Genomic DNA, 13,367 nt, shown 5'->3' on the forward strand with positions numbered 1-13,367 from the left:
CCCGCAAGGCACGGACAGTCTTTCCTATCGACGGGGCAACGAGCGCTCCGGTTCCCGGCGCGTCGTTGCCTGTTCGAGCAGATTGCTCGACGTGCTGCAGTTCGAGCCTACTGCGGCTTCTCCGGACCCGGTTCCGGGTCGTTCAGCCCGGGGTGGGTGTCGAGCTCGTGGCGCACCGGCTCGGCCACCGGATAGACGACCGCGGTCGCGCCGTCGATCGACATCACCTCGACCCGGGTCCCCGGCTTGAGGGTCGACACCTCGTCGTACGGGCGGGCCGTCCAGAGCTCACCACCGAGCCGGATGGAGCCACCGCCGTCGGGATGGATCTCCTTCACGACCGTGCCGGTGCGGCCGATGACATGGGCCGATCCGGTCTTCAGCTCACCGCCGTGGTGCAGTTTTCGGACCAGCAAGGGCCGGATCGCGGCCAGCATCGCGGCCGCGGTCACCAGGCCGACGACGATCTGCAGCCAGAGCAATCCAGGGAACACCGCCGACACGCCTGCGGCCGTGAGCGCACCGGCCGCCAGCATCAGCAAGGTGAAGTCGAGCGAGGCCAGCTCGGCCAGGGCCAGGACGCCGGCAATCGACAGCCAGGCGACCCACAGATTCTCGCGCAACCAGTCCATCGTCCAACCCTATCCACGTTCGGGATATTCGGTAGGCCCTTGGACGCAGCCGTTACCCATCCGGCTCCCGCATCCCCATTTGATGGGCTGACCCACGGGCTTGCGGGAGGGCCCACGGCATGCGGTGCGCTGACCCACAACCGCGTGGGCGGGCCCACCAAATTGGTACGGCGGGTCAGAGGGCGCGGGCGGAGTAGCGGCCGTCTTCGCGGGTGAGGGAGAGCGCGAGGTCGAAGGTGTCGCTGAGGGTTTCGGCGGTGAGGGCCTGGTCGATGGGGCCGGCGGCGACGACCTTGCCCTGCTTGAGGAGCAGGGCGTGGGTGAAGCCGGGCGGGATCTCTTCGACGTGGTGGGTGACCAGGATCATCGCGGGGGCACCGACGGCGGTCGCGATCGCGCTGAGCGAGCGGACGAGCTGTTCGCGGCCGGTCAGGTCGAGGCCGGCGGCCGGCTCGTCCATCAGCATCAGTTCGGGATCCGTCATCAGGGCGCGGGCGATCTGGACGCGCTTGCGTTCGCCCTCGGACAGGGTGCCGAACGTGCGGTCGCTCAGGTGCGCGATCCCGAGCTCGGCGAGCAGCTCCTTGGCCCGCTGGTGGTCGAGTTCGTCGTACTCCTCGCGCCAGCGCCCGAGGACGGCGTACGAGGCAGAGACGACGACGTCGGAGACGCGCTCGCTCTTCGGCAGCCGGTCGGCGAGAGCGGCGCTCGTGATGCCGATTCGCGGGCGGAGTTCGAAGACGTCGATCGCGCCGAGCACCTCGCCGAGCAGGCCGACAACACCTGACGTCGGGTGGATCTGCGCGGCCAGGATCTGCAGCAGGGTGGTCTTGCCGGCACCGTTCGGGCCGATCACAACCCAGCGGTCGGCCTCGTCGACCGACCAGTCGATACCGTCCAGCAGCCGAGCCCCACCGCGCACGATCGAGACATCTGCCAGCTCCACCACAGCAGTCATGCGGGCAAACCTACGTGGTGCCCGGCGGGCGTCGTACGCCGGGTGAGAGACTGACATGCGTGCTGACCACCTCCGCCTCGGTCCGGTTCACCGTGTGGACCAATGCGATGCTGAGCGGTGCCTGCGATCCCGACACCGCCGCGCACAAGATCCTCGGTGAGGATGTTGGGCACCACGTCGCCGGACTGCCCGGGCATCCCGAGCCCGCGACACTGCCGGTTGCCCTGAACCTTCTGCGCGCGGCCGGCGCGAAGCAAGCCCACCTCGCGCTGCCGGTCCCGGGCGACCCGATCGGATTGGCCGGACCGCCTGCGTTCAATGAGGTGGCACTCGAGTCGGGCGAGGCGGTCGTCTTCACCGGACCGGAGCTCGGCCTTGTTCCGGCGTACGTCGGTCCTGCCGTGCAATGGACTGCCCTGCCCGCGACGAGTCCCCTGCCGGCCGACTTTGGCGAAGCGGATCGCGCATTGCGACTCGCGCTGATCGACGCCGCCGACTCACTGGCCGCGATGGACGTCGCCCGCTGGAAGCCCGAAGTGGCCGACGCGCTGATCGACATCCGCCGGATCGGTACCGGTCGCGACGACGACCTCGCCCCGGGCTACCCGTCCCGCGCGGTCAAGTCCGCGGCAACCGCTCGCCGCCTGCTCGCGATCGCCGACGCCGCCCTCGAGGACGACGGCTCCGCCATCACCACCACCGACGCCGACGCCCGCCGCCGTACCCTCCAGTCCCTCGCCACCGCCGCCCGCCGAGCCCTAGTCGCCGCCTGCGCCCCACCAGTCCTCGACTGACCCCTCTGCCCCAGCCGCCTCTCCCCCCGCCCGGCAATTCGGACGGATATCCCGTGAGGTTGTCCCTTCTCCCCTCGAAATTTGGACGGAGAAGGGTCCACTTGAACGGATATCCCCTGAAATGCGCGGAGGAGAGAGGGACGTCCGGCGGATGGGTTCTCCCCCTCCCCCTCCCCCTCCCCCGCCCCCGCCCCCGCGCCCGGCGGCAATTTGGACGGATATCTCCTGAGGTTGCCACTTCTCCCCTCGAAATTTCAGGAGAGAAGGGACCACTTCAGGGGTTATCCGTTGAAATGTACGGGGGCCTGCGATGGGGCCGGTGCAGGCTGCCGGGGGCGGTGGACGGCGGGGTTGGGTGGGGGTGGTGTTCATGTTTGGGATGTGGACCGGACCACCGCGCGACAGGTGTTGTCTGTAGCGTTTGGCTTTGAGATGACTGCTGAGGCTGAGGTTGAGAAGAGTTCGGCCGAGCGGCCGACGTTGCTGGTCACGCTGACCGGGACGGACCGGCCGGGGCTGACGTCCGCCGTGCTGTCGACACTGGCCACGCGCGGGCTGGAGGTCATCGACGCCGAGCAGGTCGTGCTCCGGGGCCGGCTGATCCTGGGTGTGCTGCTGTCGGCACCGCGGGATCACAAGAACCTGAAGGAAGAGCTCAAGGCGCTGGCGACCGCGCTCGACATCGACATCTCGGTGAAGAAGGGTGTCGGCGACAACGAACCCCGGCGCAAGGGCCGCAGCCAGGTGACCGTGATCGGGCATCCGTTGTCGGCGGTCGGGCTCGCGGCGATCGCCGGGCGGATCGCGGACACCGGCGCGAACATCGACCGGATCAGCCGGATGGCGCGGTACCCGGTGACGGCGATGGAGATCGCGGTGTCGGGTGCGGAGCCCGAGACGCTGCGCACGGTCCTCGCGCAGGAAGGTGTTCGCCAGGGGCTGGATGTCGCCGTACAGGATGGTGGGTTGTACCGGCGGGCCAAGCGGCTGATCGTGATGGACGTCGACTCCACGCTGATCCAGGGCGAGGTGATCGAGATGCTCGCGGCGCACGCAGGGCGGCTCGAAGAGGTCGCCGCGGTCACCGGTCAGGCGATGCGCGGTGAGCTCGATTTCGCTGCGTCGCTGGAGCATCGGGTGAAGGCGTTGGCTGGGTTGCCGGCGTCGGCGCTGGATGAGGTGTACGACGCGATCCAGTTCGCGCCGGGTGCGCGGACGCTGGTGCGGACGTTGAAGCGGCTCGGGTACCAGTTCGCGATCGTCAGTGGCGGGTTCAGCCAGATCACCGACAAACTGGCCGCCGAGCTCGGGATCGACTACGCGAAGGCGAACGAGCTCGAGATCGTCGACGGCGTTCTCACCGGCCGCGTGGTCGGCGAGATCGTCGACCGGGCCGGCAAGGCGACGGCGCTGCGCCAGTTCGCCGAGCGCTCGAAGACGCCGCTCTCGCAGACCGTCGCGATCGGCGACGGCGCCAACGACCTCGACATGCTCGCCGCCGCGGGCCTCGGCGTCGCCTTCAACGCCAAACCGGTCGTCCAAGCGGCCGCCGACACCCACCTGAGCGTCCCCTACCTCGACACGATCCTCTACCTGCTCGGCATCAGCCGCGAAGAGGTAGAGACCGCCGACGCCGACCAGCCCACCTGACCCCAGTCGGCGGCTCAACCGCCCCGGCCACCACTGGTGGCATGAGACACGAAACAGTGGCCGGAGACCTGTGACCACGGGTCTCCGGCCACCACAAACTGTCTCCTGCCACTACTGGTGGCGCGGCTACGATCTGGGCCCATGGACTTCAGCGGGCGAGCGGCGAGGCTTGAGGATGCGCAGGCGATTTATGAACTGATCGCGGCGGCCGAGGTGGGGTGGCACGGGCAGGCCGAGGTGGTGCCGGATCGGGTGGCGGCGGATCTGCGGCGGCCGTTGATCGACCTCGCGCTCGACACGCTCGTGGTTGAGGCGCCGGATGGCGAGGTCGTCGGATGGGCGTGGAACCACGGTGGGAAGCGCGCGCAGGTTGACGTGCACCCGTCGTACTGGGGCCAGGGGCTAGGGACGCAACTGCTCGGTTGGGCCGAGGCGCGGTCGCGGGCGGTCGGCAGCGAGTGGGTCTCGCAGACGGTCGATGACGCGGACAAAGCCGGTACGGCGCTCATGCAGTCGCGCGGGTACGACGTACTGGCGACCAACTGGCTTCTCGAACGACCACTCGCCACCGTTGAGCCGCAGGAACCGCCGGCCGGGATTCGGCTTGCACCCTATGAGCCCGAGCGGGCGCAGGAGGTGTACGAGCTCGCGCAGGACGTCTTCGGTGCTCAGCAGCGCCGCAAGTCCTTTGAGGAGTGGGCCGAGCTGACCATCGCCCGCCCCGCTTTCCTCCCGGCCGCCTCGACTCTCGCGTACGACGGCAACTCTGTGGTCGGCCTGGTGATCGCGCTCGACGGCGAGGAGGGGTACGTCGAACAGCTCGCGGTCGGTGTGGACCACCGGAACCGTGGGATCGCCCGAGCGATGCTGGACCGGACCTGCAGGGAATTCCGGCACGCCGGGCGCGACAGCCTGATCCTGTGGACACACTCGGGTACCGGCGCGCTGGCCATGTACGAGCACCTCGGCCTGCGGGTCCGGCGCAGCACCACCGTCCACCGGCTAACGCTCTGACCTGTTGACAGCGCTGACCTGTTGACACGCTGACCTGTTGACACGCGCTGTGAGAGCGCTCACATTGGCACCAACCTCACCCCGCCCCCGGAGGTCGCCATGCGTTTCCGCCCGCTCCTCGTCGCCACACTCGCCGCACCACTGCTCATCGCCGCCTCGCTGACCGTCGTCGCGCAGGCGAGCGCTCCACCGCCACCGGCCGGGTGGTCGACCGTCTGGGCCGACGACTTCGACGGCCCGGCGAACACCCTGCCGTCCAGCGCGAACTGGATCATCGACACCGGCCACGCCTATCCCGGCGGTCCCGCCAACTGGGGTACGGGTGAGGTGCAGAACTACACGAACAGCACCAACAACCTCGGCCTCGACGGCACCGGCAACCTCAAGATCACGCCGCGCCGCGACAGCGCCGGCAACTGGACCTCCGGCCGGATCGAGTCCCAGCGGAGCAACTTCAAGCCCCCGGCCGGCGGCGTACTGGCGATCGAGAGCCGGATCCAGATGCCGAACGTCACCGGCAACGCGGCCCTCGGCTACTGGCCCGCGTTCTGGGCGCTCGGGTCGCCGTACCGGGGTAACTACTGGAACTGGCCCGGTATCGGCGAGTTCGACATCATGGAGAACGTCAACGGGATCAACTCGGTCTGGGGCGTGCTGCACTGCGGCGTGAACCCTGGCGGACCGTGCAACGAGACCACCGGCCTCGGCGCCAGCCGCGCCTGCCCCGGCTCGACCTGCCAGTCCGCGTTCCACACGTACCGCTTCGAGTGGGACACGAGCATCTCGCCCAACCAGTTCCGCTGGTACGTCGATGGCCAGCAGTTCCACTCGATCAGCCAGAGCCAGCTACCGGCTGACACCTGGGCGAACATGACCTCGCACGCCGGCTACTTCGTGCTGCTGAACCTGGCGATCGGCGGCGCGTTCCCGGACGCTCTCAACGGACCGACCCCACGCGCCGAGACGGTGCCAGACCACCCGATGGTGGTCGACTACGTGGCCGTCACCTCCAAAGGCGGCGGCACTCCCCCGACCTCACCGCCCCCAGGCGGCGGCAGCGCGTACAGCACCATTCAGGCCGAGTCCGCCCAGCAGCAGAGCGGCACCGGAGTCGAGACGACCACCGACACCGGCGGCGGCCAGAACCTGATGCAGGTCGGCAACGGCGACTGGGCGCTCTACCAAGGCCTCGACTTCACCAGCACCGCCGCCCACCAGTTCACCGCCCGCGTAGCCTCCGGCGCCGGTAGCGGGGTCTCCGGACTGGTCGAGGTCCGACTCGACAGCCGCACCAACGCACCCATCGGCAGCTTCGCCGTCGGCAACACCGGCGGCTGGCAGTCCTGGCGCTCCATCCCCGCCAACATCTCCGCGGTCACCGGCGTCCACGACGTCTACTTGACCTTCAGCAGCGGCCAGCCCGCCGACTTCGTCAACGTCAACTGGTTCACCTTCGGCCACTGACCATGCGAAGGGTGGTGCTGTCCGGCACCACCCTTCCGGTACTACGCGATCTCGGCCGCCGCCGGTGCCGCGATCGTCACGGGGTCGCCGTACTTGCTGAAGGTCGACACCACCTTGGCGCCGTCGTCCTCGAGCTCGATCTTCGTCAGCAGCAGGTCCTTGTCGACCGTCATCTTGACCGGAAGCGTCTTCCCTTTGAGCCCGGTGGCCAGGTCGGCGGTCATGTATGCGCCCAGCGCGTTGGCCGCAGCGGCCTTCGGAAGATCGATCGTCATCGTGTAGACCGTCGCCTCGCCGGCCGGGGCCGAGCTGAAGGCGGTGGTGTGGGCCGCGCCGCCGACCAGGTCGTGCGTCGCGAACTGCATCTGGGCGAGCCGGATCAGGGCGCCCTTCAGCATCTCCTGCGGATCGGTGGTCTTCGGGTCGAACTTCATCCACGGCTTCGCCTTGTCCTCGCTCAGATGCGGGCTCTTGGCGTAGGTCTGCCCACCGGCGCGGATCACGCTGAGGGCGTCCTCGCCGGTCCCGTCGGAGCTCCCGGACAGCTCGGAGCCGGCCGCGGACAGCTTGACGTCGGCGGTGTACGTCTCCTTGTCACCTTCGTCGTCGCTCACCGAGACGGCGTGGAAGGTGCCCTTGGCCAGCATCGCCGCCAGGACCTTGGGGGCGAAATCGGCCTGTGTCAGGGTGACCACGGCCTGCGTGGTGGGGGTGTCGTTCGCCGCGGGCTTCGCGGAGCCGCAGGCGGCCGGGAGCACGAGGGCTCCGGCAACCAGGATCGGCATCAGGATCTTCTTCACCGATCGAGAGTGCCAGTACCGGCAGTCTCCTGCCCAGTGAATTGCACCTTGTTGCAGACCACCACTTATCCTTCGCCTATGTCTGAACAGCAGGGTGGTCCGGGAGCTCTCTTCGCGATCGGTGGTGCCGAGGACAAGCTGAAGAAGCGCACGGTGCTGCAGGAGTTCGTCGAGGCTGCCGGTGGGTCCAAGGCGCGGATCGTGGTGGTACCCACCGCATCGGCGCTCGGGCCGGACGTGGTTGACGTCTACCACGCGCTGTTCGCGGCTCTTGGCGCCCAGAGCGTCGTCGGGGTCCGTCCGGAGAACCGGGAGGACGCCGATGACCCGGCGTTCATCGCTCCGCTGCACGACGCAACCGGGATCTTCATGACCGGAGGCAACCAATTGAAGCTGGCTGGAGTCGTCACCGGTACGGCGTTCGGCCGCGCCGTGACTGCTGCTCACGCGCGAGGTGCGGCGGTTGGTGGGACGTCGGCGGGAGCGAGCATCCTGGCTGAGCACATGATCGCTTTCGGGCGGTCCGGGGCGACGCCGCGGCAGCGGATGAGCCAGTTGTCGAACGGGCTCGGGCTGGTCCAGGGCGCGATTGTCGACCAGCACTTCGCGCAACGGAACCGCTACGGGCGGTTGCTGTCGCTCGTTGCCCAGTCCCCCGGCCTGCTCGGGATCGGGGTCGACGAGGACACCGCTGCCGTCGTACGGGGAACTCACCTGGAGGTTGTCGGCCGTGGTGCGGTGACGATCTTCGACGGGAGCCGGATCAACTCGAACGCTCACTACGCGAAGCGGTCGGAGCCGATCCTCGCGTCTGGTGTGGTGCTGCACGTGTTACCGGCGACAGCGACGTTCGACCTGCAGGCTCGGGTGCTGCTGTCCTACGGGCCGCAGCCGCCCGCCGAGGAGATCGCCGGGCTCGCGGCTGCTGAGGCGGACCTGCGGAACCTGGCCAAGGAGATCGCGGCCGAGGGGGTCTCCCCCAAGTACTACGCCGATCGGAAGAAGCGCGCCGGCCGTCGTACGGCGAAGACCGCAGCGGCTGGGGAGTCCAGACCGGAGGCGACCGAGCCGATCACGGCCGGCGCCGAACTCGACACCCCCGACCGCTTCGAGCCAGACAGTGGGCCCGCATGACCGAAACAGCCGCAACGACCGACACCCAGGGGACGCCGAGCCCGGACCTCAAGATCATCGAGACCCGCGTCTACCGCGGGCCGAACGTGTGGAGCTACGACCCCGCCATCCATCTGGTCGTCGACCTGGGATCGCTGGAGAGCTTCCCGTCGAACACCATCCCGGGCTTCACCGAGAAGCTGCTCGAGCACCTGCCGCGGCTCGACCAGCACCACTGCTCGCGCGGCCGCCGCGGCGGGTTCATCGAGCGGCTGAACGAGGGCACCTGGCTCGGGCACATCGCCGAGCACGTCGCTCTGCAGCTCCAGCAGGAGGCCGGCCACGACATGCGGCGCGGCAAGACCCGCCAGGTCAAGGGGCATCCGGGCCGCTACAACATCGTCTACTCGTACGCCGACGAGGCCGTGGGACTGGCCGCCGGCGAGCTCGCCGTCCGGTTCGTGAACAACCTGGTCCAACCCGGCCCCGACTTCGACTTCACCGATGAACTGGAGAAGTTCATCAAGCAGGCGGAGCGTACGGCGTTCGGTCCGTCCACGCAGGCGATCGTCGACGAGGCCGTCTCCCGTGACATCCCGTGGATCCGGCTCAACAAGGCCAGCCTGGTGCAGCTCGGGCAAGGCGTGCACGCCAAGCGCATCCGGGCCACCATGACGTCGGAGACCGGATCGATCGCGGTCGACGTTGCCAGCGACAAGGATCTGACCACGCGGCTGCTCGCCTCGGCCGGTCTGCCGGTTCCGCGCTCGGAGTCGATCCGCACGGTCGACGAGGCGGTCTCGATCGCGAACAAGATCGGGTACCCGGTCGTCTGCAAGCCGCTCGACGGCAACCACGGTCGCGGCGTCTGCCTGAACCTGAAGACCGCCGACGACGTCCGCGAGGCCTTCCCGATCGCCGCTGAGCAGTCGCGGCGCGGCTGGGTGATCGTGGAGAACATGGTCGTCGGCAAGGACTACCGCTGCCTGATCATCAACGGCCGGATGGAGGCCATCGCCGAGCGCGTCCCCGCGCATGTGGTCGGTGACGGCGTGCACACGGTCGCCGAGCTGGTCGACATCACCAACGCCGACCCGCGCCGCGGTGTCGGCCACGAGAAGATCCTGACCCGGATCACCGTGAACAACGCCGCCCGCCAGCTGGTTCGTGACCAGGGTTTCGAGCTGGACGACGTACCGCCGGAGGACGTGACCGTGAAGCTCACGCTCACCGGCAACATGTCCACCGGTGGCATCTCGATCGACCGGACCTGGGAGGCGCACCCGGAGAACGTCGAGATCGCCGAGGAGGCGGCCCGGATGATCGGGCTCGACATCGCCGGCATCGACTTCATCTGCCCCGACATCACCCAGCCGGTGCGCGAGACCGGCGGCGCGATCTGCGAGGTCAACGCCGCGCCGGGCTTCCGGATGCACACCAACCCGACGATCGGCGAGCCGCAGTACATCGCGAAGCCGGTCGTCGACATGCTGTTCCCGCCCGGCGCGACCAGCCGGATCCCGATCGTCGCGGTGACCGGGACGAACGGCAAGACCACCACCTCGCGGATGATCAGCCACGTCTTCAAGGGCATGGGCCGCAAGGTCGGTATGACGTCCACCGACGGCATCGTGATCGACGAGCGGCTGGTGATCCGGTCCGACGCCTCCGGCCCGAAGTCGGCCCGGATGGTGCTGCAGAACCCGCGCGTGGACTTCGCCGTCTTCGAGGTGGCGCGCGGCGGCATCCTGCGCGAGGGACTCGGGTACGAGCGCAACGACATCGCCGTCGTACTGAATGTGCAGCCTGACCACCTCGGGCTGCGCGGAATCGACACGTTGGAGCAGCTCGCCGATGTGAAGGGTGTCCTGGTCGAGGCGGTTCCGCGGACCGGGTACGCCGTACTGAACGCGGACGACCCGCTGGTTCGCAAGATGCGGCGGAAGTGTTCCGGGCAGGTCGTGTGGTTCAGCATGGCCGAGCCGGGCAGCGAGGTCCGCGAGTACATCGAGGGTCACTGCCGTCGTGGTGGTCGCGCGGTCGTGCTCGAGCGCTCTGACCTCGGCGACATGATCGTGGTCAAGCACGGCCGTCGGTCGATGCAGCTGGCCTGGACCCACTTGCTCCCGGCAACCTTCGGTGGGCGGGCGATGATGAACGTGCAGAACGCGATGGCCGCTGCGGCTGCCGCGTTCGCGGCCGGTGCCCCGCTGCACGACATCCGGCAGGGCCTACGGACGTTCAACACGTCCTACTACCTGTCCCCCGGCCGATTGAACGAGATCGATGTCGACGGGCGCACAGTCATCGTCGACTACTGCCACAACGCACCCGCGATGCGGATGCTGGGTGACTTCGTGGACCGGCTCGGCGAGAGCCTGATCGCGTCGTCGGAGCTCGGGCGACCGTCCCGGATCGGCGTCATCGCGACTGCGGGTGACCGGCGCGACGAGGACATCCTCGAGCTCGGTGAGGTCGCGGCGCAGCACTTCGACGTACTGATCGTCCGTGAGGACGCGCGGCTGCGCGGCCGGCAGCGTGGTGAGCTCGCGGAGCTGATCGCGGTCGGCGTCCGGCGTGCGATGGAGGCCGGTGCCCGGTGCCGTCAGGTCGAGATCGTGATCGACGAACTGACCGCGATCCGGCATGCGCTGGCTCGGTCGAACCGTGGTGACCTGGTCGTCATGTGTGTCGACCAGCACCAGACCGTGCTGACCGAGCTCGAGTCCGTCTCGCACCTCGCCCAGGCGGGTGCGCGTTCGGGTGACGAGGGTGGCGATCCGGACTTCGTGAAGCCGGATGAGGCCGACGTACCGGAGGAGTGACCAAATCGATGGAGAGCAACGGAACTCGGTAGCGCCCAGGGTCGTTGGCGTTGCGTGAAGATGAAGTTGCTGGCGGCCACGATCGCCGTTGCTCTCCCGGTGCTGTTGTCCTCGTGCGGATCGACGGAGTCCCCCAAGCCGGCCAGTCAGGCCGCCGCGGTGACGCCGAGTGTGCTCGTCGAGGACGCGTGGGTGCGCGCGACGGTGGGCACCAAGGACACCACGATGACTGCCGCGTTCATGGCGCTGACCAACCCGGGCAACGCCGACATCAAGTTGATCTCGGCAACCTCTCCGGTGGCGGGGATGGTGCAGCTGCACGAGATGGCGATGAAGGACGGCAAGATGGTGATGCAGGAGAAGGCCGGTGGCGTGAACATCCCAGCCGCCTCGCACGCGCACCTGTCGCCCGGTGGTGACCACATCATGCTGATGGATCTGAAGAACCCGCTGAAGCCTGGTGACGAGGTTCCGCTGACGCTCAAGTTCTCCGACAACACCACGCATGATCTGACGGTCCCGGTGAAGGCGTTCACCGAAGAGGAAGAGCACTACCACCCCACACCCACTCCCAAGTGAAGCCGTCGCGCCGACAGCTTTTCGGGTACGCCGGAGCGGCCGCCGCTGGTGCCGCGGTCACCGGCAGCGCGGTCGTTGCCCTCGACAAGGAACCACCGGCATCGCCGCCGGTAAGCCGGCTGATTTCCCCGTACGGCGACCACCAGCCGGGGATCGTGGCCACCTCACCGAGGCATGGGGAGCTGGTGGCGTTCACGCTGCTCCCCGGGACCGACAAGGCCGCACTCGCGCGGCTGATGCGATTGTGGTCGGCGGATATTGTTGCGCTGGGCAACGGCCGAGCGGCGCCCGGGGACACGGCACCTGAGCTGGCGGTGGCGAATGTCGCGCTGACCACGACGGTGGGTTTCGGGCCGCGCGTGTTCGCGCTGACCGGAAGTAAGCCTGCCGGGTTGGATGATCTGCCGGTGATGCGGCACGACCGTCTGCAGCCGGCCTGGTCAGGTGGTGATCTGCTCATCCTTGTCGGCGCGGATGACGAGCTGAGCGTCGTTCACGCCGTACGGCGATTGGTCGCGGACGCGAAGCCGTTCGCAACCCCCGCCTGGCGGCAGACCGGTTTCTGGAACAGCACCGGCCCCGACGGACAACCGGTCACCGGCCGGAACCTCTTCGGCCAGGTCGACGGCACCGGCAACCCCGTGGTCGGGACTCCCGAATTCAACGAGACTGTCTGGTCACCCGACGGCGGCACGACACTCGTCGTACGGCGGATCAAGCTCAACCTCGACACCTGGGACGAACTCACCCGCTCCGAACAGGAACGCGCGATCGGCCGCAAACTCAGCACCGGCGCACCTCTCACCGGCACCGCCGAGCATGACGAACTCGACCTCGAGGCCCGCGCCGCCGACGGCCACCAACTGATCGCCGCGAACGCCCACGCCCGCCTCTCGCACCACTCCGAGAACGACGGCCGCCGGATCTTCCGCAAGGGCCTCAACTACGTCCACGACACCGGCACCAATCGCGAGTCCGGCCTGATCTTCCTCAGCTACCAAGCCGACGTCGCCGGCCAGTTCCTCCCGCTCCTCACCCGCCTGGACGCAGCCGACGCCCTCAACGAGTGGACCACCACCATCGGCTCCGCCGTCTTCGCCATCCCGCCCGGCTTCCAGCCCGGCGGCTGGATCGGCCAACACCTCCTCTAGCCTCGCGCCCAGCCGCCGACTCCCCCGACGCGCCCGACCCGAGGCCGCCTCCCCACACCGGTTCCAGGGGAGGATTCGGGTCGGCGTCCAGCCAGTGTGGGGAGGATATGGGACCGATTCGGGGGGCAAATCCTCCCCAGATCACGTTCCGGGCCGAGGCAAACCCTCCCCACATCCCGTTCCAGGCCTGGCAAACCCTCCCCAAATCGGTTTGGGGAGCCACAGCCCGACAGCCACCAGCCGCACTCCGCAACCCGCAACCCGCAACCGCGCTCACCACACCTAACGTCCGAAGACACGCAGACCACGCCCGCAGTTCTTTCGGACGTTAACGCGATGCGGGCTGGTCAACACCGCCGCCGACCCACCAACTCACCGGCCTTCGGG

Annotated in this window: 11 protein-coding genes; 8 read left to right on the plus strand and 3 right to left on the minus strand. The window is 68.5% G+C overall.

Annotated features, from left to right (window positions below):
• Positions 1-107: 107 nt before the first annotated feature.
• Positions 108-632 carry an NfeD family protein gene (locus ACFVWG_RS04000; RefSeq protein WP_391541630.1) on the minus strand — a complete coding sequence of 175 codons (525 nt, stop codon included), beginning with the start codon at positions 630-632 and terminating at the stop codon, positions 108-110.
• Between the two features lie 175 nt (positions 633-807).
• Positions 808-1,590: an ABC transporter ATP-binding protein gene (locus ACFVWG_RS04005; protein ID WP_391541631.1), complete on the minus strand. Its 783-nt coding sequence runs from the start codon at positions 1,588-1,590 to the stop codon at positions 808-810.
• Positions 1,591-1,649: 59 nt separating this feature from the next.
• Here ACFVWG_RS04005 and ACFVWG_RS04010 point away from each other — a divergent pair, with 59 nt between their 5' ends.
• The 4 genes from ACFVWG_RS04010 (at position 1,650) to ACFVWG_RS04025 (ending at position 6,512) form a co-directional block, all read left to right on the plus strand.
• On the plus strand, positions 1,650-2,384 hold the full coding sequence (locus tag ACFVWG_RS04010) for a hypothetical protein (RefSeq protein ID WP_391541632.1): 735 nt from the start codon (positions 1,650-1,652) through the stop codon (positions 2,382-2,384).
• Between the two features lie 432 nt (positions 2,385-2,816).
• A complete protein-coding gene (gene serB / locus ACFVWG_RS04015; RefSeq protein WP_391541633.1) occupies positions 2,817-4,034 on the plus strand; it encodes a phosphoserine phosphatase SerB in 1,218 nt (405 codons plus the stop codon).
• A gap of 141 nt (positions 4,035-4,175) precedes the next feature.
• Positions 4,176-5,048 (plus strand): GNAT family N-acetyltransferase, encoded by an 873-nt coding sequence (locus ACFVWG_RS04020; protein WP_391541634.1) that lies wholly within the window; start codon positions 4,176-4,178, stop codon positions 5,046-5,048.
• A gap of 99 nt (positions 5,049-5,147) precedes the next feature.
• Positions 5,148-6,512 (plus strand): glycoside hydrolase family 16 protein, encoded by a 1,365-nt coding sequence (locus tag ACFVWG_RS04025; RefSeq protein WP_391541635.1) that lies wholly within the window; start codon positions 5,148-5,150, stop codon positions 6,510-6,512.
• A 41-nt stretch (positions 6,513-6,553) separates the two neighbouring features.
• Here ACFVWG_RS04025 and ACFVWG_RS04030 read toward each other — a convergent pair whose 3' ends face one another.
• Positions 6,554-7,312: a hypothetical protein gene (locus ACFVWG_RS04030; protein ID WP_391541636.1), complete on the minus strand. Its 759-nt coding sequence runs from the start codon at positions 7,310-7,312 to the stop codon at positions 6,554-6,556.
• Between the two features lie 78 nt (positions 7,313-7,390).
• Between ACFVWG_RS04030 and ACFVWG_RS04035 the strand changes: the two genes are divergently transcribed.
• Genes ACFVWG_RS04035 through ACFVWG_RS04050 form a run of 4 tightly spaced genes read left to right on the plus strand, consistent with a single transcriptional unit; the run spans position 7,391 to position 12,980 of the window.
• On the plus strand, positions 7,391-8,446 hold the full coding sequence (locus ACFVWG_RS04035; RefSeq protein WP_391541637.1) for a cyanophycinase: 1,056 nt from the start codon (positions 7,391-7,393) through the stop codon (positions 8,444-8,446).
• The gene (gene cphA, locus ACFVWG_RS04040; RefSeq protein ID WP_391541638.1) at positions 8,443-11,250 is read left to right on the plus strand and encodes a cyanophycin synthetase; all 2,808 of its coding nucleotides are present in this window, start codon (positions 8,443-8,445) and stop codon (positions 11,248-11,250) included. The genes ACFVWG_RS04035 and cphA overlap by 4 nt, the downstream gene beginning before the upstream one ends.
• Before the next feature lie 60 nt (positions 11,251-11,310).
• Positions 11,311-11,829, plus strand: a complete 519-nt coding sequence (locus ACFVWG_RS04045; RefSeq protein WP_391542140.1) for a copper chaperone PCu(A)C — start codon at positions 11,311-11,313, stop codon at positions 11,827-11,829.
• On the plus strand, positions 11,826-12,980 hold the full coding sequence (locus ACFVWG_RS04050) for a Dyp-type peroxidase (protein WP_391541639.1): 1,155 nt from the start codon (positions 11,826-11,828) through the stop codon (positions 12,978-12,980). The genes ACFVWG_RS04045 and ACFVWG_RS04050 overlap by 4 nt, the downstream gene beginning before the upstream one ends.
• Positions 12,981-13,367: the final 387 nt, after the last annotated feature.

This window comes from Kribbella sp. NPDC058245 (genome assembly GCF_042882005.1).
Classification (GTDB): domain Bacteria; phylum Actinomycetota; class Actinomycetes; order Propionibacteriales; family Kribbellaceae; genus Kribbella.